The sequence below is a fragment of the Niastella sp. genome, from assembly GCF_045805085.1.
Taxonomy (GTDB): domain Bacteria; phylum Bacteroidota; class Bacteroidia; order Chitinophagales; family Chitinophagaceae; genus Niastella.
The window spans coordinates 1-25,479 of sequence record NZ_JBJMLX010000282.1 but is presented as its reverse complement, the minus strand read 5'-3'; the positions used below and the strand labels follow the sequence as shown (position 1 = coordinate 25,479).

At 44.2% G+C, this 25,479-nt stretch carries 18 protein-coding genes; 7 read left to right on the top strand and 11 right to left on the bottom strand.

Annotated features, from left to right (window positions below; translation table 11 throughout):
• Window positions 1–588 precede the first annotated feature (588 nt).
• Entirely contained in the window at window positions 589–1,584 is a 996-nt protein-coding gene (locus ACJ751_RS14770) for an SDR family oxidoreductase (protein WP_407746270.1), read from the bottom strand.
• Between the two features lie 109 nt (window positions 1,585–1,693).
• Here ACJ751_RS14770 and ytxJ point away from each other — a divergent pair, with 109 nt between their 5' ends.
• Both ytxJ and ACJ751_RS14760 read left to right on the top strand, forming a co-directional pair.
• Window positions 1,694–2,032 carry a bacillithiol system redox-active protein YtxJ gene (gene ytxJ / locus ACJ751_RS14765; RefSeq protein ID WP_407746269.1) on the top strand — a complete coding sequence of 113 codons (339 nt, stop codon included), beginning with the start codon at window positions 1,694–1,696 and terminating at the stop codon, window positions 2,030–2,032.
• Window positions 2,033–2,063: 31 nt separating this feature from the next.
• Window positions 2,064–4,199 carry a DNA topoisomerase 3 gene (locus ACJ751_RS14760; protein WP_407746268.1) on the top strand — a complete coding sequence of 712 codons (2,136 nt, stop codon included), beginning with the start codon at window positions 2,064–2,066 and terminating at the stop codon, window positions 4,197–4,199.
• Between the two features lie 99 nt (window positions 4,200–4,298).
• Here the strand turns inward: ACJ751_RS14760 and ACJ751_RS14755 are convergent, their stop codons facing one another.
• From ACJ751_RS14755 to ACJ751_RS14730, 6 genes are all read right to left on the bottom strand, one after another.
• Window positions 4,299–7,361 (bottom strand): response regulator, encoded by a 3,063-nt coding sequence (locus ACJ751_RS14755; RefSeq protein WP_407746267.1) that lies wholly within the window; start codon window positions 7,359–7,361, stop codon window positions 4,299–4,301.
• Window positions 7,362–7,675: 314 nt separating this feature from the next.
• Complete coding sequence (locus ACJ751_RS14750; protein WP_407746266.1) at window positions 7,676–9,031, bottom strand: hypothetical protein; 1,356 nt, start codon at window positions 9,029–9,031, stop codon at window positions 7,676–7,678.
• Between the two features lie 605 nt (window positions 9,032–9,636).
• A complete protein-coding gene (locus ACJ751_RS14745; RefSeq protein ID WP_407746265.1) occupies window positions 9,637–10,464 on the bottom strand; it encodes a formylglycine-generating enzyme family protein in 828 nt (275 codons plus the stop codon).
• A gap of 105 nt (window positions 10,465–10,569) precedes the next feature.
• The gene (locus ACJ751_RS14740) at window positions 10,570–11,301 is read right to left on the bottom strand and encodes a glycoside hydrolase family 11 protein (RefSeq protein WP_407746264.1); all 732 of its coding nucleotides are present in this window, start codon (window positions 11,299–11,301) and stop codon (window positions 10,570–10,572) included.
• A gap of 250 nt (window positions 11,302–11,551) precedes the next feature.
• On the bottom strand, window positions 11,552–12,910 hold the full coding sequence (locus ACJ751_RS14735; RefSeq protein ID WP_407746263.1) for an MFS transporter: 1,359 nt from the start codon (window positions 12,908–12,910) through the stop codon (window positions 11,552–11,554).
• Between the two features lie 36 nt (window positions 12,911–12,946).
• Window positions 12,947–13,375: a MarR family winged helix-turn-helix transcriptional regulator gene (locus tag ACJ751_RS14730; RefSeq protein WP_407746262.1), complete on the bottom strand. Its 429-nt coding sequence runs from the start codon at window positions 13,373–13,375 to the stop codon at window positions 12,947–12,949.
• Window positions 13,376–13,671: 296 nt separating this feature from the next.
• Here ACJ751_RS14730 and ACJ751_RS14725 point away from each other — a divergent pair, with 296 nt between their 5' ends.
• Window positions 13,672–14,427, top strand: coding sequence for a hypothetical protein (locus ACJ751_RS14725; RefSeq protein ID WP_407746261.1), 756 nt, complete (start codon window positions 13,672–13,674; stop codon window positions 14,425–14,427).
• A 375-nt stretch (window positions 14,428–14,802) separates the two neighbouring features.
• Here ACJ751_RS14725 and ACJ751_RS14720 read toward each other — a convergent pair whose 3' ends face one another.
• The 3 genes from ACJ751_RS14720 to ACJ751_RS14710 all read right to left on the bottom strand — a co-directional run bounded on the left by ACJ751_RS14720 (window position 14,803) and on the right by ACJ751_RS14710 (window position 18,782).
• The gene (locus ACJ751_RS14720; protein WP_407746260.1) at window positions 14,803–15,204 is read right to left on the bottom strand and encodes a hypothetical protein; all 402 of its coding nucleotides are present in this window, start codon (window positions 15,202–15,204) and stop codon (window positions 14,803–14,805) included.
• A 258-nt stretch (window positions 15,205–15,462) separates the two neighbouring features.
• Window positions 15,463–16,668 (bottom strand): MFS transporter, encoded by a 1,206-nt coding sequence (locus ACJ751_RS14715; RefSeq protein WP_407746259.1) that lies wholly within the window; start codon window positions 16,666–16,668, stop codon window positions 15,463–15,465.
• Window positions 16,669–16,787: 119 nt separating this feature from the next.
• Window positions 16,788–18,782, bottom strand: a complete 1,995-nt coding sequence (locus ACJ751_RS14710) for a serine hydrolase (protein WP_407746258.1) — start codon at window positions 18,780–18,782, stop codon at window positions 16,788–16,790.
• Between the two features lie 282 nt (window positions 18,783–19,064).
• Here ACJ751_RS14710 and ACJ751_RS14705 point away from each other — a divergent pair, with 282 nt between their 5' ends.
• Entirely contained in the window at window positions 19,065–20,279 is a 1,215-nt protein-coding gene (locus ACJ751_RS14705; protein ID WP_407746257.1) for a hypothetical protein, read from the top strand.
• Window positions 20,280–20,328: 49 nt separating this feature from the next.
• On the opposite strand, the gene ACJ751_RS14700 is transcribed toward ACJ751_RS14705, so the two are convergent.
• Window positions 20,329–22,035, bottom strand: coding sequence for a glycoside hydrolase family 13 protein (locus ACJ751_RS14700; RefSeq protein ID WP_407746256.1), 1,707 nt, complete (start codon window positions 22,033–22,035; stop codon window positions 20,329–20,331).
• A 152-nt stretch (window positions 22,036–22,187) separates the two neighbouring features.
• On the opposite strand from ACJ751_RS14700, the gene ACJ751_RS14695 reads away from it, so the two are divergent.
• From ACJ751_RS14695 to ACJ751_RS14685, 3 genes are all read left to right on the top strand, one after another.
• On the top strand, window positions 22,188–22,517 hold the full coding sequence (locus ACJ751_RS14695) for a hypothetical protein (protein ID WP_407746255.1): 330 nt from the start codon (window positions 22,188–22,190) through the stop codon (window positions 22,515–22,517).
• Between the two features lie 114 nt (window positions 22,518–22,631).
• Complete coding sequence (locus tag ACJ751_RS14690) at window positions 22,632–24,455, top strand: ABC transporter ATP-binding protein (protein ID WP_407746254.1); 1,824 nt, start codon at window positions 22,632–22,634, stop codon at window positions 24,453–24,455.
• A gap of 136 nt (window positions 24,456–24,591) precedes the next feature.
• Window positions 24,592–25,044 carry a DUF3276 family protein gene (locus ACJ751_RS14685; RefSeq protein ID WP_407746253.1) on the top strand — a complete coding sequence of 151 codons (453 nt, stop codon included), beginning with the start codon at window positions 24,592–24,594 and terminating at the stop codon, window positions 25,042–25,044.
• Window positions 25,045–25,479 lie beyond the last annotated feature (435 nt).

Below are 25,479 nucleotides of genomic sequence, written 5' to 3'. Positions count from 1 at the left end.
AGGGGAAAAAACTGCGTTTTTTTAGAATGCTAAAACGCGTTGGCTACCAATAGGAATTCGGCTTTAAGCCCTTGCTGGACAACGGTTTTGCAATTTTTTTGCAACCTTTGCCATCATAAAATCAGCAAAAACCTGGTTAGGAAGGCGGCCTGGCGCGCTGTACTTTTACATCATCAACAAAGGTAGCACGGTAAGAAGCGAAGAAAGTGAAAAGCTACCCAGAAGCAGAAAGCTTCACCACCAATCAGATTTATCTTTTTTTTCATATGGCAAGCAATCGTTAGAGGTCGACTGTTTCTACAGAGGACCTTTTTTCTTTTTACCCCTTCCTATAATGAGTTTCCCGGAATTTGCTTGTCGGATAACTCCTTACAACTTTTCAGGATAAAAACATTCATCCTCTTCATCATATTGCATCATATAACAATGCTCCCAACAAAGATATTCCTTACTGGAAAGAAATGATCTTATTCTGGTCTTAGGGCTGGAGTAGCTTTGGTATGAAATCGCCCACTGACAATGGTGAAACCATACAGCCCATCAGAAAAACATATATTCCCGTAGATGACGAAGACGATCAAAAACAGTTTACCAATTTCTAACCCCTTTCTTCCCCAACAAAAAAGCACCCACCATAAAACCAGCAATGCCCGCTGCTATAAAGCCGGCTTTTTTATTCATGGAGCTATTGAGCGGTTTGCGCCAGCCGCCATCTACCGTGATGCCATAAGTAACAGGATTCAAAATATTTCCGCTGTTGAATGGCATAGGTTCAGCATGCTTTAAATAAGTACGTATAACCGATGAAGTAATAGTTCGCGTTAATGCAGGAAATAGCTGATAAGCGAGCCGCAGGAAAATGGAAGCCGCTCCAATGGTAGCACGTTTCCGCGGACATTCAACAAGGGATACTACTGCCTTCGCCACTTTTTCCGGATCATACACAGGCGGCGCAGGTTTTAAAAATTTGCCGGTGTAATTGGCCGCATGTTGTATGCCGGGTGTATCCAGAAAGCCCGGGTACAGATCGCAAATATGAATATCAGGGAACGCAGTCAATTCACCTTTCAACGATTCTGAAAACCCCCGAATACCGAATTTACTGGCCGTATAAGCGGCGCCATAAGGGGTGGGGAACCAGCCACCAATAGAAATATTATTGATTAGCAGGCCATACCCCTGTTCCTTAAAATAGGGCAGCACTGCATGCGCGCTGTGGATATAACCCATCAGGTTAGTCCTGATAACATCTTCATTTACATCGGCAGGTATTTCTTCCAGCGCACCGGCTGCCAGAACACCGGCATTATTGATCCAAACATCGATGGCGTCGCCAAATTCTACCGCTTTGGCTGCCAATTGGCGAATGCCTTCTACAGAACGCATATCGGTACGTATGGCGATAGCCAGTCCGCCCAACTGTTTACATTCGCTTACCACTTCTGCCAATGCCTCCTCGCGCCGGGCCGCCAGCACCAGTCTGTTCTTTGCCTGCGCCAATTCCCAGGCCATTGCCTTGCCAACACCACTGCTGGCGCCCGTAATCACTATGGTTTTAGTGAGCTTTTCCTGCTGATTGTTCATATGCTTTTTTATATTTTGCTTCAAGAAATACGCCAGCCGGCCCCCAAACAAAAGGCTTCCGTGGTTGTTATATATAGACTCGTATTAACTTAAATATTTATTTTGCAGCATGAAAAGTTGGAAAAGCGTGGAGGTATTAGAAGATTTCTATACCCTTTTGGAAAATTCGGCAACAAAACCTCAGATCATCTTCAAAGACAGCACCACCTGCGGTATTAGCGCCCATGCAAAATACCGGTTGAAAGATGGTTTTGAACAGTTGGAAGGCAAGGCCGATTTTAATTACCTCGATCTATTGACTTACCGGCCTATTTCCAACCTGATAGCCAAAGAGTTAAAGGTTACTCACCAGAGTCCCCAGATCATTTTGCTGAAAGACAAACAGGTAGTCTATACATCTTCACATCATGCTATAGATCCGGCTGTTATAGCTCGTCATTTGTCGTAATTTTTACGACATTTGCCCTTTTTCAAACACTATGAAGGTTTGCATTGCTGAAAAGCCGAGCGTAGCCAGAGACATTGCAGCGGTTATTGGCGCCAAAGAGCGTAAGGACGGATACCTGGAAGGCAATGGCTACCAGGTTACCTGGACCTTTGGGCATTTTTGTACCCTGAAGGAACCCCAGGATTATACCGATCAGTGGAAATACTGGCGTCTGGAAGACCTGCCCATGATCCCGCCTAATTTTGGCATCAAGCTCATCAACAACGACGGCGTAAAAAAGCAATTCAAGGTCATAGAACAACTGGTGCAGCATTGTGACGAAGTGATAAACTGTGGTGACGCCGGCCAGGAGGGTGAACTGATCCAGCGTTGGGTTTTATTGAAAGCACAATGCAATGCGCCGGTTAAAAGATTATGGATATCTTCCCTTACCGAAGATGCCATTCGCGAAGGTTTCAATAAATTAAAAGATTCAAATCAATACGATAATCTATACGCAGCAGGCAGCGCCCGCGCTATTGGCGACTGGTTGCTGGGCATGAATGCCACCCGTTTGTTCACTAAGAAATTTGCGCAGGGTAAAGCGGTGTTGTCCATTGGAAGGGTGCAAACGCCCACGCTGGCCATGATCGTGGCCAGGCAGAAGGAGATCAATGCCTTTGTTTCAGAAGAGTACTGGGAATTAAAAACAATCTACCGCGATGTGGAGTTCACGGCTGCCATCGACCGCATTAAGGTATTAGACAGGGCAGAGAAAGGCCTGGTCTATTTGAAAGAACATCCTTTTGAGATCACTTCATTTGAAAGAAAAGAAGGGAAAGAAGGCAATCCCCGGTTGTTCGACCTGACTGCCTTACAGGTGGAAGCCAACAAAAAATTTGCTTATTCGGCAGACGATACGCTGAAATATATCCAGAGCCTGTACGAGAAGAAAATGGTCACCTACCCAAGGGTTGATACCACTTATCTGTCGGAAGACCTGCATCCCAAAATTGAGGGCATTATGCGTGACCTGACGCCTTATGCGGCATTGACGGCGCCCATTCTGGCCAAACCCATCCCGAAATTAAAAACAGTTTTCGACGATAAGAAGGTGACCGATCACCATGCCATCATTCCTACTGGTGTGTATCCTTCCAATTTGGCTGCGGAGGAAAAACGGATCTATGATCTCGTGGCAAGACGTTTCATCGCAGCGTTCTATCCTGAATGTAAGATCAGCAACACTACCGTATTAGGCAAGGTAGGACAGGTACCCTTTAAGGTAACCGGTAAACAAATACTGGAACCCGGCTGGCGGGAAGTGTATGCCAATGATGTTAAAACCGAGAAAGAAAAAGAAGAAGAGGAAGAAAAGGTGCTGCCCGTGTTTGTGGTAGGGGAGAGCGGTCCGCATACACCCCGGATCCATAAAGGCAAAACTTCGCCGCCTAAAGCATATACGGAAGCTACTTTGTTACGCGCCATGGAAACGGCCGGCAAACAGGTAGATGATGAGGAAATGCGCGAACTGATGAAAGACAACGGCATTGGCCGCCCGTCTACCCGTGCGAATATTATTGAAACGCTCTTCCGCCGTAAGTACATCGAGAAAAAGAAAAAGAATATTTACGCAACGCAAACCGGTATCGATCTTATAGATACCATTCAAACAGAATTGCTGAAAAGTCCCGAACTCACCGGCATCTGGGAACGTAAATTACGCCTCATTGAAAAAGGCGAATATGCCAAGGAAATGTTCAAACAGGAACTGATCCAAATGGTCATTGACCTTACGGTAGAAGTAAAAACGGCTACTTATAAAATTATTACAGTGGCGGTTGATGCGCCGGCAAAAAAAGAAAAAGACGCAATCGACAAACCTAAAAAAGAAGCCAAACCGAAGGAGCCGAAAAAAGCAGTGGCCATTGAAGAACAGCAATGCCCCAAATGCAAATCGCATCCATTGAAGAAAGGCAATACGGCCTATGGTTGCGCCAACTTTAAGGTCTGCGGCTTTAAAGTGCCGTTTGAAGTATTTGGCAAAAAGCTCACCGATAAACAAATCACCGATCTGTTAACCAAAGGAAAAACCGGTAAGACAAAAGGCTGGGTTGTTGCGGGAACAAATAATGAAACTGAAGGTAAATTGAAGTTGAATGCTGCTTTTGAATTGGAAATAGAATAGTTGACCAGTTGACGAGTTAACCAGTTAACGAGTTAAAAGAAAGACGTGAGGTTGAAAATTCGGGAATCCTTTTACGTTTCACGTTTGACGTTTCACGATTTAATTAGCTTTCCTGCAATATTTATTGATAATTGCGTAGATCTCCTCCAGCTTAAATGGTTTGGAGATATAATCATTCATCCCCGATTCAAGACAACGTTCTCTGTCTTCCTCCATGGCATCGGCGGTAAGCGCAATAATTGGTATTTTATTTTGACCTGTCGTTGAAGAGCGGATCTGTCGGGTGGCGGTAAAGCCATCCATTACCGGCATATTAACATCCATAAACACCAGGTCGGGTGTATGTACTGCTACCATAACCAGTGCTTCCCTGCCATTTCCTGCTTTTAAAACTTCTACTCCCATTTTTCGCAGCACTTCTGAAATTAACAACATGTTCATCGGTTCGTCCTCCACTATCAATACCTTCGTTACAGTCGACATTGTTTCAATTACAGGAATGGTTTCGTTAGATCCGTTTTCAAATGCTTTGTTAAATATGGTTGACAATATAAAATTCAACTCATGCAGTTTTACCGGCTTTGAAAGGAATTTATAGATACCTGTCTTTTCCGCTTCCTGTTGATATAGCGTTTTTTCCAAAGAACTGAGCATTAAAATAAATGGTTCTGCCGGTCCCTTCAATAACTTTTTTATTTCTTTTACAAGTGTTATTCCATCCATGACCGGCATCTGGTGATCGGTAATAATAAGATCGAACGGTTCATTATTCCTGACAGACTGCTCTATAATTGAAAGCGCTTCTGCTCCACTGTAACAGATCTTGCAAGGTATGTGCAGGTAGTCAAATATGCCGCGCATCAGTTTACAATTGGTTTCATTGTCATCGATCACCAGTACTTCACGCAGCAGGGGTTTTGAATCAAAGGTTATAGGCGGGGTTGCATTCGCTATTTTCATGGCAATACTGAATGTAAAGCTGCTGCCATGTCCGGGTATACTATCCACTGCCAACCGGCCTCCCATTAGTTCAACCAGGCTTCTTGAAATGGTAAGTCCCAGCCCTGTACCGCCATACTTGCGGGTAGTTGAGTTGTCGGCCTGTGTAAAGCTTTCAAAAATGGCATGGAGCTTATCATCAGATATGCCAATGCCGGTATCTTTCACCGTAATATCGATATCCATGCACATGTTACCATTGCAGTTGTGCACACCATTTGGTTGCACCATTACAAATACTTCGCCTCGCGAAGTGAATTTAATGGCATTGCCCATTAAATTCGTCAGGACCTGCTTTATTCGAAGTGGATCACCGATCAGTTGCGATGGTAATCCCGGGTCTATTGAACAAACCACTTCCAATCCCTTCTCTTCTGCTTTAATGGACAGGATCTCTACCGTTTCTTCTATCAGCTCAGAAAGATTGAAAGGCATTTCATCGATCAGCAGTTTGCCGGCTTCGATCTTTGAAAAATCAAGGATATCATTGATTATATTCAGCAGGTTATAGGCCGATCTGCTTACATTCTTTAAATAATCACGTTGTGTTTTTTGAAGGTCTGTGGTCAATACCAGGTCAGTGAAACCAATAATGCCATTCATGGGGGTACGCAATTCGTGGCTCATATTGGCCATGAAATCACTTTTGGCTTTACTGGCTGCTTCTGCATGCTCTTTTGCCACAATCAACTGCTGCTCCGTTTGAATGCGTTCGATGGCAGCGCCCAGGGTAACGGCAAACGATTTTAGTATCGAGAACTCGGTCTCTGTCCACAGCCGTTCATAGCCATTGCTTAAAGAAACAAAACCCCAGAACTGGTCCTTAAGAAAAATGGGAATAGCGGCCAGGGAATTGATATTCCTTTTTTCAAGTATCCGTTGCAAGGTGGCGTCTTCTACATGCCTGGTAAACCGAAAGAAGATCCCGTTATTTTTTAATACATTATGAACATGGGGCATCATGTTGAAACTGTAATAAACCGGGGCATGGGAATCAATTTTATCGGAATGCTTCAACCACCGCATAAAAGAATCGGCATATAGAAGGCCGTCTTTTTCATTGTGGCGCATTTTGTAAATATTTATTCCGTCTACGTCGATGCCCGTTCCCAGTGACCGGATTGTTTTTCCAATGGCTTCATCTAACCGGTCGTTGCAGATCAGTTCATGGGTGGCCTCTGTTACCGCCTGCATTAACTGATCTTTCTTTTGCAGGGTGCAGGTTGCTTTCATTAATTCCCTTTCACTTGTTTTCAGGTTGTCACGCATGGCAATAAGCGCTTTTCCCAGCGTGTCTCCTTCGCCCAATGGGTCGAAGGGCATTTCAAAATTCCGTTTTCCTATTTGATGGGCGAATAGGCTGGTAACCTGTAATTTTTCTGAAAGATTGTTTACGGCCATAACCATTTCACCAATTTCATCATGGGTAGTGTGATGGGTTAATTTGCTGGTTATTCCTTTTCCCATATCATTCACAATATTCCTGATGCGGTTTATGGGGGAAATGATCCTTTTGATCAGGTATACGGAAAGCAGCCATCCAATCAAGACAAAAGTTATGATCAGGATAATAATAAATGTTCGTAGCCTTACTCTTGCATTTTCCAGGTTCTGACTGGCGCTGGCATACATTTTCCAGCCATATTCATGCATGTTCAACAGTGAATTCCTAATGGCAGCCGTTCGCGGCAGCACTTCATCTACGATCTTTCGTTCCGCTTCCAGTTTTGCCACCGGGTTATCATAATCCGTGAATTGCTGTAAGGAATTCATGATCTCCTTTTCTATCACCAGCAGTTGTTCATAACGAGCAAACACATGCTGCAGACTGTCTGTAATGCGTTTTTGTGCCCATGCTTCCGTATAAGTCGTTAGCCTTATTTTTAAATCATGGTATCCTGAGTCGTGAATTTTCCTGAGTAAAACTCTGTCTTCTTTATTCGTGCGCAAAAACACCCAGTTGGTGGTATACATTTTTGATTCCAGCACCATTTTATTAAAATCATCGATGCCTTCCATAGAGGGTAAAACAACGGCTGAGATCCTTTTTGATAGTTGATGGTTATGCCTTAAGGTAACGATGGTAATAATGCCATTGGCAACAAACAGGAACCCCATAAGGTAAAAGCTCAGGGCTATCCTTCTTTTTATACTCAGTTTCATAGTGCCGGCTTTACATGCTTTATTTTACAATAATTCCCAGGCTTCAAAGAGTGGAAAAAAGAAAGATAAATGATACCAGCATGGCCTTTAAAAGGCGTACAGGTACCTTAACTTGGTTTTTCATCTTTAAAAGGAATGCTCAATGTGCTGATTAGGAATTGGATTACTCAATATTGACACTGATCCTGGTCAATAATTAAGTGTTGAATATACGCTATGAGTAGTGCAGCGAATGAGCGGAAATACAGATTATTAAAATTTTAAATAAATACCTTTTCCTTTTATTAAAAGGAACCACTTAGATCGTCCAATCTTTAATTATACTTTCTCTTCAACCATGCTTCCGGCACCGGAATAATGCAAATATTCATTGACCGGTTATCTGCCGAGAGCATGGCCGATTGAATTTCTATCCTGGTACCATCAGGGCTCATGGTGGGGTGAGGATGATCGGCGGCAGTAGCTTTATGACCAGTAGAAAGTAGGATCATTTCATTGCTATGCCGATCTATTAAATAAATACTGCGGGAGAAATCGTCACCTACAGCCCAACGCCCATCGGCAGAACCACCTACATGCCACAAGCCGCTGCCGCTTTTTGTTTGTCCGGCAATTACCATTTCTCTTGTGCGTAAATTCACAATGGCGAGGCCGGTTGGTTTTTCGCGTGTGCCCGATGGGCCCCATGCTGCCTCCTGTCCGGGATTTGCGCCATTCCATGCTGTTCCTGTTCCATTGTTGGTGGCGCTGGCAATTTTGCGATGACCCATGATGGCCATGGCCACTTCGTCTTTTGTAATAACAGCTTCATGCGTTACCCATTCGTATTCCGATTCGGGATACAAAGGCCGCAAGCCTGTTCCATCTGCCATCACCGTCCAGGTACGTTGGGGCGATTTGCCGCCGGTTTCCCAGCAGAAAACAATTTCACCGGGCACCCAGGGATTGGTTTGAATATGCCCTATTTGAAAGGGAACGGAAACAATGTATTTGATTTCGCCCGTGGTCAGGTTCATGCCGGCCAGTCCGGAAGGACCGGCGCCCATATTACGCGGACCAAAATTGCTTTCGGGTTTTGTGCCTGACGCCAGGTGTTTGGCTGCTTCGGAATGGCTAACGCGAAAGTATACCCAATTTTCTGCTGCATCCAGTCCCATATCGCCACCGCCATTCAAAGAATCAGCAATAGTTCCGCATACGCGTTGATACACGGAAGCCGGTTGCATATGTCCGGCTTTGCTGTCGGCAAATACTTTGGCCAGATCAGTCTCTATTACCTGTAAAGCGCTATTGCGTTTCGTGGTATCTGTGGGATGGATGTAGTACAGTTTCATCGATTTTCTGGCCACGCACAGCATGCCCGTATAACCACCTTCGGTCACCTGCACCTGGTCGCCTGTTTTTTCGTTCACAGCTAATACTTCGTTCTTCACACGTCCACTGCGGAAAATAAGCCATTGACCGTCGGACGTCCATTGATTATGGGTTTGATAAATTTTTGCATCACCGGCGGGCGTGCTTGTTAAAAAAGTAAGTGGCACGCCGGTAACCGGGTCTTTTATCACTTTCCGTTCTGATGGAAATCGTTTACCAATTTGTGCATACAGCGAAGAGACAGACAGCAGCGAAACAAACAAAGGGGCAACCAGTAATGAAGCTTTCATTTTCATACAGCAATACAATTAAGAAGCAATGGCGGATCTGTGCTGCCAAATATATTGGGTGTAGTCATGTTAACCATCCTGCTGTATAGGGATACCTGATTATTTCATCAAATTTTAATTTAAGCAAGGTGTTTTTAACTCTTATATCGTACTGACCCGATCTAAAAATGAACCTATTACAAGAATGAAGGCAGGCATACGGTGTTACCTACTGATTTAGACGTATTTATGACATTTATAAAGAATACCTGCTAACGAATTAAAGTTTCTCATGCGCTACCCCAAAAATGCCCTGGCGATCACAGCAAAAATAAGCTGAAACCCTTGCAGAATACCGATTTAGCAAATGTTTTGCCGGCTTTGCCATCATAAAATCAGCAAAAACCTGGTTAGGAAGGCGGCCTGGCACGCTGTACTTTTACATCATCAAAGAAGAGTAGCACGGAAAGAGAGAAAAAGAGCCACTTAGTTAAAGTTCCAGTGGGAGAGAAGGAGAAGCTACCAGAAGCCCAAAGCTTCACCCAAACAAGATTTTACGTTTTTTTTCATATGGCAAGCAATCGTTAGAGGTCAGCTGTTTCTACAGTGGACCTTTTTTCTTTTTATCCCCTTTAATTATTAAGTGTACCATTATCTGACCGGCATAGCCGAAAACCCTGATCGGGTCCTTTACCGTTGGCCTGGTAATCGGCCCGGAAAGAAGATTCGCAACAAAAATCGGCGCCCATCCAGCCGCCACCTTTCCAAATACGGCCTTGTAGTGTATCGGGCTTATCCCAGCACCATTCCCGTACATTGCCCGACATATCGTAGATGCCTATCTCATTAGGTTGTTTACTGCCCACCGGTTTTGTTTTATTCTTATTCTTTTCCAAAACCTGCCAGCTCCAGTTACCGGTTAAATAGGTAGAACCCGAATTCTGCCAGAACCAGGCCAGGTCATTAATGTCATTGCCGCCACTGTATGAATAATTCTTACTCAGTTGTCCACCGCTGGCCGCATATTCCCATTCTGCTTCTGTTGGCAACCGGTAACCATTGGCGTTCTTATTGATGGTTACAGTCCATTTTGTATCATCCAGCTCGTTGGAGTTGGATGTGTCTTTTTTGTCTTTATTGATCGTGTAATAGGGTTGTAAACCTTCTTTGAGGCTTCTTTGATTACAGTACTCAATGCAATCGTACCAGCTAACCGTTTCAACGGGTAGTTGATCGCCCTTAAAGGTGGAAGGGTTGTTACCCATTACATCCAGCCATTCTTTTTGCGTTACTTCAAACAGGCTGCAATAAAAACCCGGGACGGTTATATTTTTCCCGTAGTAATTGGAATGCGTATTGGTGAAAGGGCCGCCTTTTACAAACACAAAATTATCCGGCTGCTTTTGTCTACAGGAGTTGACAATCGTTATTGTTACCGCTAAAATGAATAATTTGTTCATTGTGTTTACTATTAAGGCACAAGTGAGGCACAAGAAACAAGGTTCAAGGCACAAGTCCTGTAATGCAGACTTGCACCTTGTTTTTAAACCTTGTGCCTTATTTTACTACCAAACAGTAGCATTTATATAACCACTTTTATTACCCCACGCTTCCAGGGCGAGGATCTGGTAATTGTAACTGCCGAAACCCTGGCCGCCGGTGTTGCGCCAGTTGTTGATGTGGTTGGCCATGTTAACCGAGCGGTTCGATCCGGTACCGGAGCCACCCCAGGTGTCTTTGTACTGCCAGAAGGTGGCGGTGCCAATAATAGAAGGCGCGTTAACGCGTTGCTGTTTGTAAAAACTGTACGAATGTCCGTCGCTGCTAACGTTGTTTACATAAGTGCCGCCGGTTACATTGCCCATTTCGGCCACGTAATATTCAATCAGCGGACTGGTAGTCCAGCCATAGATCCCAACAAAGTTATAACTGCCGCTGAGGGCGCCCACATTATAACCAATGGTGCGGGCGGAACCGGGGTTCCAGCCTTTACCACCTACAATGTCGTTAACGTTGCTGTAACTGATGGCGAAATTGCCGGCATTGCCAAAGGTGATATTGCCTGATCCGCCTTCGCGGTATAACGACCAGAAATACCCGTTATTACTGCCTGTAGATTCAGGCTGGGCAACCTCGTTAACATAACCGGTCAGGCGTTCGCCCACAGGGGCGGTTTCGGCAATGCTGCTTTTTTTATTACAACCGGCCAGAATGGAGGAGCCGGTGATGAGCAGCATGAGAACTGCTGCGGAAGTAACCTTCCAGGTCACTTCCGATAGGAACGTGTTTGATTTCATGATGGCAAAAATTGTTAGTGAACTATAAATTTAACTAAGTCTTCGCATTTGCGTAACCGATTGCAGTAAAAAAGTTTTGCACTACACCAAAATTGAACACTATGCATACAGGTTACAATGCGTAACCGATTGCCTAATAATGGTTGAAATAAAGAGCAATAGTAGTCGTATTGGTGCTTAATGCTATGGATTGAAAGGGAATAAAAAGAGGGCCGGGATGTTGTTATTGCGGGCTTTGGTAATGGCTTCCTTAATTGTTTCCACTACCTTGTTGGCGTTGGGCAGGTTTTGCAAGATGCCCAACTGCATGTCCATCAGCAACAGCGCTGTTTGTTGCTTCATGTAGATATTGTTTGGGAGGATTGTTCGTTTTGATACCGGATGATTCCAGTTTGGTGTTTTTCATTTCTCCTGAAAGGAACTTTGAAAAACAACCGGCGATCACCAGGGCAATAACGCCTTGCGCCAGGATACAGTTTTGCGGTCCTATATAATTGGAAAGCCAGCCCACCAGCAAACTACCAATGGGAATGGTGCCAAACGCCGCCATGGTAAAAAAGCTAACGGCGCGGCCACGCATGGCAGGGGAGGAGACCAGTTGTATAATAGTATTACAAATAGGGATCACCGACATAGTGCCAAAACCAGCCAGTGTGGCCAGTAATAAATTCACCGGGAAGAAATGCGTATAAGAGAAGGCGATCAGCGCCAGTCCTACAATAATGATGTTGATGCGCAACACCTTTTTCATATTATGACCGGGTTTGCGCGAAGCGATCGACAAGGTACTGATCACCGCACCCAAACCAATAAAGGCGCTGAGGTATCCATAAGTAGCTGCATTGCCTTTGAAAATTTCTTTTGCATATACGGGTATCAGCGTATTGAACGTGTTCACCAGTAAACAGGTAAGCGCCAACAGCAATACGGTGTTGCGTATTTCATGGTGACGTTTTACATAATTCAATCCTTCTTTAAAATCGGCAGAGATCTTCTTTCTGGCGGTTGTAATAAGTTGTTGAGGAACTTTCATCATAACCAGTGAAGCGATCACGGCTATAAAGCTGATAGCGTTGGAGACAAAACAAACCCCGGCGCCATAGCGGGCCAGCACAAAACCTGACAGGGCAGGGCCCAGTAATCGCGACAGATTATTAAGCGATGAGTTAATAGCAATGGCATTGGGCAGGTCTTCCTTATTATCGATCAGGTCGTTCACCATCGATTGCCGCGCCGGCACTTCAAAGGCATTGGCAATACCCAACACTACACTCAGCGAAAGGATCAGCCAAACCTGGTGATACCCTGTTATATATACAACGGCCAACGCGGTTGCCTGCAAAGCCGCTAAGATCTGCGTTATCAGTACCAGCTTTTGTTTGTTATAGCGATCGGCGGCAATACCACCGGCAGGAGATAATAAGAAAGAAGGGAACTGTTCGGCAAAAGTGGTTAATCCGATCATGAATACAGAATGGGTCATCGTGTACACTACCCAAATAACCGCGGTACGTTGCATCCAGGTACCTACTCGCGAAATCAACTGGCCGAAGAAAAATAAACTGTAATTCCGGCTTTTAAACGATCTGAACGTATTTGTAAAACTCATTTCTGCTCCTCTACTTCAACTTTAATTAATATTCATTTAATCCGCAGCAGCCAGTTTGTCAAGAATGGGCACTACCTTTTCTAATAAAGCCACCTCTTTGTCGGTAAGCAAGGTCTCGATCCTTTTTTGCAGGAATGCATCTCTTTCGTACCTGTTTTGTTTTACCAGTTTTTCACCGGCGGGGGTGAGAGAAATATGCATTTTGCGTTTATCATCGGATGACCCGGTACGTGCTATCAACCCCTGTGATTCAAACTTCTTCAGGATCTGCGACATCGACTGGGTGGTAATACGTGTCAATGAAGCCAGCTCCGAGGCCAGAATGTCATTGTTCCGGGAAATAAAACCGATGGTTTCCAGTTCGGTCATAGAATAAGAGGATGTATACGAGGCTTGCTTGCGCAATCCCTTATGCAGGGCTGCTACAGCCATACGCAGGGAAGATGATAATTTGATTGGTGGCATTGTCAGTAAAACTTGTTAGTTTACCTTACAAATATACGCCTTTTCCATTCCGTCCGGAAGAGCTCAAAGTTGTATTAATGTTATTTTAATATTAACACAATTACATCCGCTACTGGCCCGCAGCATAGCAGAAAAGCACAGTCCGATCGCCAGTTGGCGGACCGGGCCTGTGCACTTATTGCCAAAACTGCACGAAAAACCCCTGAAATGACGCACTTATTTGATTTATCTGGCGGGAATGGATAATTTTTATAGTTTCGCAGCCGTTACTATGTAACCTTAAGGCCTGTTTAGCTATGAAGACATCGACCATTTACTGCTGCATATTTCTGCTTATTGTAACCGCTTCCTCTTGTGGTAAAGATTCAGCCGGCAATAACGCCAGCCATCAATTAAAGAGCTATACCGAGGATATTACCGCCGTGGGAGGACATACGGTGCAAACCTATAATGTCAATTACGACGAGCAGGGTAGAATAACCAGTATAGAGTCAACCAACAGGCACGGCTCCCGCATGTTATATCAATATTCGGCCGAGAACTCGTTTACTTACGATAGATATGAGGACACGCTTCATTTTATTCATACTATTTATTTTATTAATAGCCAATCGTTGATTGACAGCTCCTGGGGGCATGACTATAAGGGGTATGGCTATAAGCCCGACACTTCATCGGTAAAGTTTTTTTATGATGGAGACAAGAAACTGATAAAACAAAAGCAATACCTCAATAGTTACCTGGTGCCCCCGGTATTGTATAATACCATTACTTATCAGTATGACCTGAAAGGAATACTGACCAAAGAATCGGATAGCTATCATGAAACCTCTTATGGTTATGACAAAGCTCTGCAAAATACCGTACAGCTGGAGCCCTTCTATTTTCCTTTTAAAGAGGAACTGCCTTCCCATACTTTTACCACACGTTTTGGAATAACCATTTCAACCGAGCACACGTACACTTTCGATGACAAGAAAAGATTGATCAATGAAAAAGCAGTAGGCAGTGATGGAATAATAACTATCAGGAGTTATACCTATGAGCAGTAATGTGAGCAACCCAATCAAAAATATATAATTCTCACTGAGATAATATCCATTCTCGGGCAAACGATTGCGTTCCTCTCGGAAACAAGGATCATTTTTTTGAAACCAGATCGGTTTTGTTAAACAGGATCTTATTCCAGTCGAAAACATTATCTGTTTTAATGAGATAAATGTTTTTTTCGGGAGAATTCAACCCCCTTGTCGGCTATAATCAATTGATAGCTAACCCCGTTTCTCTTTATCCCGGCAAAAAAGGGCCTCCGGAAAAGTTTTAAACTGAAGAGTGCCCTTTTTCCGCGTCAGGGGTAAAAGAAAATCCCCCCGAATATCGGAGGGACTCTTGCGGATCTTTATTGTGATAGCTGTGGTACTTTACAATTACTTCAGTTTGTTTACAACTGTTTCTTCAACATAGGTACGATTTGTGTTGATAGCGTACACCTCGGTAGAATTATTCTTCAAAGACCTAACTGTTACATTCAGTGCTGTATTTTCGAAGCCATCAGATTTCAACATGAATTTCTTGTTGATGCTGGAGCCTTTGAATGTATTAACGTAAACAACGTTACCAGCTTCGTCACGGAAAGTTACAACGATTTCGTCTTCTGCCGGGTTAATCAGGCTCAATTCAAATACAGGTGAATTGTTCAGGTTGCCGATGAACTTCAGTTCAGTAGCAGGATTCTTTTTAGGCTCTTCATTAGCCAGTGATACAGTTGAAACACCTACGGTTAAAGTGATTAAGGTGAAAAGGGCGATTGTTAATTTACTTGCTTTCATAATTATAGTCTTTTATGTATATTTCTTGTTTGCGTATTTTTACGAACGTTACACTGTTTGTTTGTGTGTTTGTTGCGTTTCGTAATGCAAACATACAGCGGGTTATGGCCCCCTGGAAATCAACCTAACGCCGTTTTTAGTATGGGTAAGGACCTTATGAAATGTTAAAACCCGCTATGGCGGCGGGTTAGGTAAAAATCGGCTAATGATGCCCAAGCGTTTTTCACGTGATTTGTTTTCTCATAAATAGCCGGTAAACTAACGGACGTTACCCGATTGCCTATTACTATATACCAATACTACTACAATCAGTCCCGCTATAAAAAAGCCGGTTGTTAAAGCACCAACCCCATTTATCAACTGGTTGCTGATAAACGTGCCAATGCCGGAGCCCACAAAGAAAAAGATGGTGCCATATACCGAAGCTGCCAGACCTGCTTTATCACCCAACGGTTCCAGTGCAATGGCAGAACTGTTGGGATCCGCTGCAATGAAAATGCAGGAGATCAACCCAACCAGGATAAAGAACAGCATTGCCGGTGGTGGATCACCTAACAAAAGGGTTAATAAAAAGAGAACAGTAGCTACGCCAAAAAGACCCGTTAATAAAATGCGAAGTGTTTTATGGGCGCCGAATCTTTTTGAAAACCAGGAATTGCTAATGGCTGAAATCGCCATGAAGAAACCGATGATGCCGAAAATTACCGGGAATAGTTTGGGACGTTGATAGATAGTGCCAATGATGCGTTCCGAGCTGGAGATATACGAGCTGAACACCGAAAAGAGAAGCGTAGCTATGGTTACATATCGCAAAAATGTCCGGTTCTGCAATATGGATCTAAGTTTATGCAACGTGCTCCTGAGATCGTTTTTTGATCTTGCAGATGCCGGATGTGATTCCTGCATGTGGAATGACCAGATAAATACGATCATGGCAAAGCTGGGTGGAATGGCGAATACCACGCGCCAGGAATAGAATTTCAACACCAATGCACCCAACGCCGGCGCCACTACGGGTGTGAACAGAAATACAAATAAAACCAGCGACATAACCCTTGCCATGGCATCGCCTGCATACCGGTCGCGTACAGAAGCAATAGACGTCATAAAAACGGCAGCTGCGCCCATGCCGGCAATAAAGCGGAAAACATACATCCAGTATAAACTGCCTGCAAATGCGGTCAGGAATCCGGTGATAACATATAATATAATGCCTGCCCGTAGAATAGGTAAGCGGCCTAACCTGTCTGTAAGATAGCCAAACAAGATCTGGGTTACCTGTCCCATAAAAAAGCAGGAAACCAGTTGAGCCGTTTCAGTGCTGCTATTACCTGCCGAAAAGTATTTGCGCACATCTGCAAACGCCGGCAGCATAATATCGATGCCCAGCGCTGTCAATATCATAGAGCTGGCCGTAAAGGCAATAAATTCTTTTGAGACGAAAGTTTTCTTTACAGGGTCCATTGTTTATAAATGTATCGCAAAGGTGAGGATAACAATTGAGTATAAGAGGTGGTAATGCAGACAAATTCAGGGGGTGAATGCGTCAGTCATCCCCTGAATTCATATTATTGTTTTTGTTTTTATGGCTTGTCTTTCCCTTCTACCAGAAATTTGCGCAGGTTATTGAGCAGTTGATCTGAAGTATTGGAATTGGTAAAAATGGCATAGCCCATTTTCAGGTCTTTATATACTTCAAATTTGCATTTGAAATCCCCGTTATTGCCACCATGGCCAAACGATTTACCATAAGGTGTTTCGCGGATCTCAAGGCTCATGCCCATATAGGTTGGGTACTTTGAGTGATACGAAGTGTCTTCAGAATGTTTGGAAAGGATGGTGTCGTACATCCCGTGGGACAATCCTTTTTGTTCTAACAAATTGATCATAAACCGTGTAAAGATGGCTGCTTCCGTATGCATGGATGCTGCCATATTCGGTCTCTCCGGCGGATCGGCTTTGCTTGGCCGTTTGTCGTAGTGTCCATTGGCCACCACGCGTAGCAGCGAATCGTTTTTTGAGAAGAACGTATGATACAAACCGATCGGCTCAATGACTTCTTCCTTTAATACCTGTTCTACCGGTTTGCCTGTTATTTTTTCAATTACCATTCTCAGGTATTCAAAACCTTCGCCCGAATAACCAAAAGAAGTGCCGGGGGTGAACTTGAGGTCGAGCTTCCCGCTTTCGTTCATCCAGCGCCAGTTGGGAAAACCTGTCCGGTGGGTGAGCACATGCCGGGCGGTAATTAACTTATAACGCTCGTCGTATTCGATATCCTTGTAAGGAAGATATTCGTACAACGGTTTATCGAGGTTAATAACGCCGCGTTCTGCCAGGCGTTCTACCGCAAAGGAAAAAACCGGTTTGGTAATGGAAGCGGCTTGAAACAACGTATTATCATCAACCTTTTCGCCGGTCATGGCGTTTCGAACCCCATACGTTTTATGATAAACCAGTTTTCCATCTTTTATTAATGCCAGTGAAACACCAGGGATGTTATAGTACTTCATGTAGGTTTCAATAAAATTGTCTACCTGGCTGGCATTGGCTGCAGTAAGATCGAACAGGATGCCTTTCTCTGGAAGCAGATCCGGAACAGGAGTGGAAGGAAGGATAACAGCGCGGGCGATTGCATTTTGTGCGGCTTTTACATCCACCATAACCGGCTTTTGCTGCATGGCGCCATACACCTGGTCGTCGGTTCGATAATACCTGTCATATAAACCGATCTCGTATTTACCAACAGGCACGGTAGCCGAATAGTTTCCCAGGCTATCCAACGTTGTTGCAACCCATAGGTTTTTATTGGCAATCAGGCAAACCTGTCCGGGTAATTTCACCGCTGTTGGTTTGTCCCATTTTAATTTTCCTGAAAGGGTGCCCAGTTTGGCCGTGGTGGGCAGAATGAGCACATCGCCCAGACTGTTTGGGTTCATATATTTTTCGCCTCCTTTGCCCCAGGCAGAATAGGTGAAACTACCGTCGCCGTCTTTATCGAACACGTGAAAATCAAACCCGATTGTTTTGCCAACCACCAGTTCATTTCCTAACTGGATGCGCCACTCGTACAGGCGGGTATTGCCATTACGCACCATGGCCACTTCCATAATGCTCCAGTTGGCGGTGCCGGCCCAGGGATCATAAAAAGCGTTATTAATATTGCGCAGTTTTTTACTGTACATAAAAGAAGCAACGCCGGAACCTGACAACAGGTGGCGGGCATCGATGCTTAATTCCAATCCATCCTGGGTATTCCATCGCACATTTTCTGAGGTGTCTTCAATAAAATCATCATCGGTGATGGTGAATGCTATATACAAGGAGTGATTATCGAGCCGGTAGCCCAACTGAAAGAACCCCGAGAAATCAGCCTCGTTCTTAGGTTTGGTGCGAGAGAGTTCCATGGCGATCGGGTATTTCCTGGCATCGCCGGGCCAGTCAGACAAATTACCATCAACTGTGATGGCGCCAAGAGGGTAAGCATAGGCAATGCTGCCATTATGCGCCAATACCTGCAGGTAGAAAAGGCAACAGGCTGTCAGCAGGGAGATGGTTTTAGTAATGGTGTTTGACATGGTAACTAATTAATTGGGGTATGACGATATGCGGGGGTAGGGAGGTTACAGGGGAACGGCGAATATCCTTTGATTAAGGTAGTATTTATTGCCAATATGTTGCATCAAAGATGGCCAGAAATGTTTCACCACTGAGCCAAGCTATTGCGGAAAATTTAAAACATAATGGGCTATAAATGCCCCATTTGTCCGGTGATAATGCTACGGCAAGTTCGGTTAGGGTAGCCGTGACTAAAAACAACGCTGGTATATTTATTGAGGCTGCTGTAATAAATGATTATTATGGCAAAAGATAGTGAGAACAGGGTTCGTAATGAAACCCAACGGGAAGAGCTGCCAGGCATTCTTACCAAAGATATTTTTGTTGAGCTGGCCAGCTATGAAAAAACACCTTGCATAAGTATATTGATGCCAACCCATAGATCGGGAATGGAAGTGAACGAACAGGCAGACAGGTCAATGTTTAAGAATGTTTTACAACAGGTGGAAAAGAAGTTGAACGAAAAGAAAGCCGATCCATCCCTTATTAAAAGTGTGTTGCAACCAGCATACGAACTGATAAAGGAGGATACATTCTGGCGTTCGCTCAATAATGGGCTGGCGGTGTATATAGCCGATGGCTTTTTCAAATATGTAAAACTGGGCGCGCCGGTAATACAACTGATACATGTTAATTCATCATTTTATGTAAGTCCGTTGATACCTTATATGGTTAGGGATGAAAACTTTTATTTGCTCGATATTGCAAAAAAATTCCCCCGCTTTTACCGGGCCGATGGATTTGGCATAGAACGGTTGCAAATTGATGAAATGCCATTCGGGGTAGATGATGTAGTGCACTTTGAAGAAAAAGATGGTGATACTTTATTCAGAACTGGTGGGAAAGGTGGAAAAGGCAGCGCCAATTTTCATGGCATAGGTGGTGGCAAACCTGAGGAAAATGAAAACATTGCCATGTACCTGCAGGAAGTGGATGATACCATTTGGCAAACGCATTTACATGCCGAAAATGCACCATTACTGTTGGCCGGACAGGAATTCCTGATCCCTATCTATAGATCGGTTTCAAAATATAATAACATCTGGCCCGAGGCATTGACCGGTAATCATCACCACCAAAGCGATAATGAATTGTACGAAGAAGCGATGAAGGTGATGAAACCCTTTTTTGACCAGCCATTAAAATACGCGCTGGAAGATTATGGAAACAAACTGGCAACAGCGCTAACATCCTCCATGATAGAAACCATAATTCCTGCCACCTATTATGGAAAAGTATCGCATTTATTTGTGAAGAAAGGCTTACAGGTTTGCGGTACGTTCAATGAGCTGGAGAATAAACTCACTTTACAGGGACTGGAAGGACCTATAAGCGAACCAGACGACCTGATTGATAAAGCAGTTATAAAAACTATTCAAAACGGAGGGGAAGTATATTTTCTGGATGCAGACCAAATGCCCAATCAAAATGAGCTGGCAGCTATATTCAGGTATTAAAAATGTGTGTCAGCAAGGGCCCACGACATTCAATGCCGTGGGCTCTTTTTTACTTCAACTTAAATATCAACGCCTGCCAGGGCAACAGTGTAAGGTTATGCCCTTCTTGTTGCAGGGAAGTTTCATTATTGCTGATCAGTTGAAACTGTTTTTTATGTAATTCCTTTGGAATGGTATAAGGCACCAACTCATCGGAAAAATTTAGTAGTATTAAAGTGGCTGTTTTGTCGAGCGTGCGGGTATAGGCATATACCTGTTCATGTTCGGGGTCGTACAGTTTGTATTCGCCATAGATCAACTCCAGGTGATCTTTTCTTAACTGCACCAGGTGTCTGAAATAATTCAGCGGCGAATTGCCATCCATATCCTGCGCTTCCTGGTTTATATATACATGATCGGCATTTATTTTTATCCAGGGTTCGCCGGTAGTAAAACCGGCATTGGGTGTGGCGTTCCAGTGAAAAGGGGTGCGGCCGTTGTCGCGGGCGCCGAACTGTTGATCTTTTATGAATTGATCTACGTCTCCTTTTTGATATTGCAGGTAATGATACATGGACAGGGTCTCAAGGTCCCGGTAATCCTGGATAGATTCAAATTTAATATTCACCATACCCAATTCATCCCCATTATAAAAAATGGGTGTGGCGCGCATGGTGAGCAAAAATGTCATGAGCAGTTTGGAAGAGGGTATTCTGAATTCCGCGGACTCATTTCCCCAACGGGTAAGCATCCGCGGCTGGTCGTGATTGCCTAAATAAATAGTGCCCCAGCCTTCTTTGGCAAATACATCATTCCATTCAGTATATACTTTTTTAAATGCAGGTAAACTGTATCCATTGGGGTCGGGCCGTTTAAACCCGTCTTTAGCATAACCCAGTCCCATACCTTTAAAATGATACAGCATGTGCAATTCCTGCCGGTCTTCATGTACAAATTGCAGGGCTTCTTCTTTGTGAATGCCCGGGGTTTCAGCAATAGTGACCGCATCAGGATATTTGCTCAGCACTTCCTGATGCATTTCATGCAGGTATTCATGCAGTTTAGGTCCTTTTGCATAAAAATAACTCCAGTCGTTTTCGTATTTTTCGCTCAGGTCCTTTTTTGAAACCACTGGCCAGCTGGTATCTTTTGCGATATAGGAAATGGCATCCATCCGGTAGCCATCAATGTTTTTATCGAGCCAGAAGCGCATCATTTGATAGATGTCCTGTCTTACTTTAGGGTTCTCCCAGTTAAGATCGGGTTGTTTGTTACTGAAGTAATGCAGGTACCAGGCGTTGGTAGCAGCATCAAACTGCCAGGCTTCGCCTTTTTTATCAAAGAAACTATAACGATGTGGGGGCTTTCCTTTTTCAGCCGGCCACCAGTGGTAATAATCGCGATAGGGGTTATCTCTCGATTTTCTCGATTCCACAAACCAGGGGTGTTCGTCACTCGTGTGATTAACTACCAGGTCCATCAGCAGTTTAATGCCTCTTGCATGCAGGCCAACCAGCAGGGTATTGAAATCGGCAATGGTGCCGAACGTGGGTGAAATGGCTTCATAATTACTAATATCGTACCCATTGTCGTCATTGGGCGAGGCGTAAATGGGATTCAGCCATACCAGGCCAACGCCAAGGCTTTGAATATAATCGAGTTTTGAAATAAGGCCCGGAAGGTCGCCGATCCCATCGCCATTGCTGTCTTTAAAACTGCGCGGATATACCTGGTAGATCACCGTTTCCTTCCACCATTCTTTATCTTTTATCTCCATACGTAACAATTATTTTTTAATGTCTGAACCATTTTTGCAATTACGATACCACCTCGCCCGCCGTAGCTTTAGCGCAGGAGGGCCAAGGAGGCCGCGGGGTGCCTACGCCAAGGCTTCGGCACCCGAGGTATAAATTTTGAAAGTGATATGTTATGGAAAAGAAAAAATACTCATATACAGATCCAAACACACAGGTACATAGTGAGTTTGAGACTACAGTTGGTAACAGTTTTGGGGCGGTGCGCAAAGAAACCCCCGCCAATAATAAAAATGAGGCCGATAAAGACGACCCGTTGAATCAATTACCCGATGATGAATATGCTGTTACAAATGAATGGGATATCGAGCCGCCGAAGATGAGTGCGGGGGCAAAGACGCAGGGTGAAAAGGTGACCCTGTTGGTAGGTTTATTAGGCCTCATAGGATTGATTGGGGTAATAGGGGTGGTGAAAAGTTTACGGGTTAACAGGTTAACAAGTTGACAGGTTGAAAAGTTAACAAGTTGATAATAATCAGAGTGCTTAACTAAAGGGTTCCTTGTCAACTCGTCAACCAGTTAACTTTTCAACTTAAATCAACTTACCTTCGCGCTTCAAATGAAACATTTAAAAGCGCTTGAAAGATATTTCTGGAAGTACCGGTACCGGTTGTTCCTGGGTGTAGTATTTATTGTAATCTCCAACTACTTTGCCGTGCTGGCCCCACAGGTAACCGGCTACGTGTTCGATGTAGTGCAGCGGACCTTTGGCATTGAATCAAAAAAAGAACCGGTGCAGTACGACTGGCTGGTGAACTGGTTCATTCATTCGGCCGAAAAAAACAGGACTATTTCGGTCATCGCTTTATGCGGTATTGTCATCCTGGTACTGGCCCTTATTCGTGGAATTTTCATGTTCCTGATGCGGCAAACGATCATCGTCATGAGCCGCCACATCGAGTACGACCAAAAGAACCAGATCTTTCAACACTACCTCACACTCGATTCCAATTTCTACAAAACCCACAGTACCGGCGACCTTATGAACCGGATGGCCGAGGATGTTAGCCGGGTACGCATGTTCACGGGACCAGCTATTATGTATTTAATAAACCTGGTGTCGCTTATTTCGCTGTCGGTTTATTATATGGTGAAAAAAGACGCGCTGCTTACCCTGTACGTATTGGCGCCGCTGCCCATATTGGCCGTTACTATTTATGTAGTAAACACCATCATCAACAGAAGAAGTGAACGCATTCAGGCGTTGTTGAGCGATTTAACCACCAATGCCCAGGAATCGTATTCCGGCATCCGGGTTATCAAGTCGTTTGTACAGGAAAAAGCCATGTACCGTTTTTTTGATAAGAACAGTGAGGAGTATAAAGAGAATGCTATCGGACTGGCTAAAATGGAAGCGATGTATTTTCCTTCCATGACCTTGCTGATCGGGCTTAGCACCCTGCTGGCCATCATGATTGGCGGTATTTACGCAATTTACGGTCAGCACGATATTCACATGAGCACCATTGCCGAGTTTGTGATGTATATAAATATGCTCACCTTCCCGGTTGGCGCTATTGGCTGGACGGCAAGTATGATCCAACGTGCTGCCGCTTCGCAAAAACGCATCAATGAATTCCTGGATACTGATTCTGCTATCGTAAACCCGGTACATCCTGTTAAAACTGCTTTGCAGGGTGACATTACATTCAGCAATGTTGACTTTGTATACCCAAACACCGGCATTCAGGCGATCACGCACTTTAACCTGCATATAAAAAAGGGACAAAAGATCGCCATCATCGGCCATACCGGCAGTGGCAAAACCACCATTGCGCAATTGTTATTACGCATGTACGATCCTACTGTGGGTAAGGTAAATATCGATGGAACCGATCTGCAGCAAATGGACCTGCAGGAACTGCGCCGGCAGATCAGTTATGTGCCGCAGGACGTATTTTTGTTCAGCGATACCATTAATAATAATATCCTGTTTAGTCCCGGTGATACAGTAAATACTGATACCGTAGTAAAAGCCGCCCGTTCGGCCAGCGTGGAAAAAGAGATAGAGCAGTTTCACGAAAAATACGACACTATGGTAGGGGAGCGTGGTGTTACGCTGAGCGGTGGACAAAAACAGCGCATTTCCATTGCCCGCGCCCTGGCAAAAGACCCGCAAATAGTAATATTTGATGATTGTTTAAGCGCCGTGGATGCCCGTACCGAGAAAGAAATTCTGGGTAACTTAAGTATCTACCTTCAACATAAAACTGCGATCATAATTACCCATCGCATCTTCACTTTATTCGATTTTGATAACATTGTAGTGCTCGATGAGGGCAAAATCGTGGAGACCGGAACACATAATGAATTAATGTCATTAAACGGTTATTATGCGTATTTATACGAACAACAGCTGCAACAGGAGCGGGAAGAGGGCTAAAACGATGCACAAATGGGGATAATTAAGGGAAATTACTTCGTAAAAGGCTAATGAAATTTTGTTGATTCTAAAACAATATTATATTTGTAACGCTTTTTTTTGTGAAAATTTGATAATTGTTAACTGCAAAACTTAAATGACTGTGGCGTACGAAAACAACGACAAACGAATGGAAAGCGTTTATAGCAAACGCATAAGAGCTGGGAAAAGAAGAACCTACTTCTTTGACGTGAGGGCTACCCGTGGAAATGATTACTACATTACCATTACGGAAAGCCGCAAAAAATTCAACGAAAACGGGTACGACAGGCACAAGATCTTCCTTTACAAAGAAGACTTCAACAAATTCTTAAAGGCATTGACCGAAGCAGTAGACTATGTGAAAACTGAATTGATGCCTAACTTTGATTTTGACGCCTACAACCACGATCAAGTTGCAGATACAGATATGGATGATGTAATGGATGCTCCTGCTGCTACTACTACTATTACTCCAAGCGCACCCGCCTTACAACCAGTAAGCAGTGCAGCTTCCAGCAATGGTGCAGGTTCTGCCGCTGATGCCGGAGAAGAAGTTGACAAATGGTAATTTTCCATAAAACGGTTTATGATCTAGCAAGCTCCCGAAAGGAGCTTTTTTTGTGGCCTCCCCCCACCCCCCTCCGGTGGAGGGGGAGCATGGCCGCCTCGCGCATTTTCTTTAATTTCATAACTGTTTTAACTCGTAAACCTGTTAACTCGTCAACTGATCAACTCCACTCAGCCACCGTTGTGTCACTCCCTTGTACGTTCTGTTCTTTACTCAGCAACCTATAAACTGTATTTCTTTCTGCCGTCTGCCGTCTGCCTTGCCCGCCGTCCGCGTGTCGCTGAAGCTTTAGCGGAGGCGCAAGCTTTAGCGTAAAAGGGCCCACTGCCTTGCATAACCGTAATGCACCTATTATAAACATCGCCTCAATTATATACCCCTGATATTCTTTGTATTAACTCATCTTGTCCGGGTTCTCTGCCAAAACATGTAGTT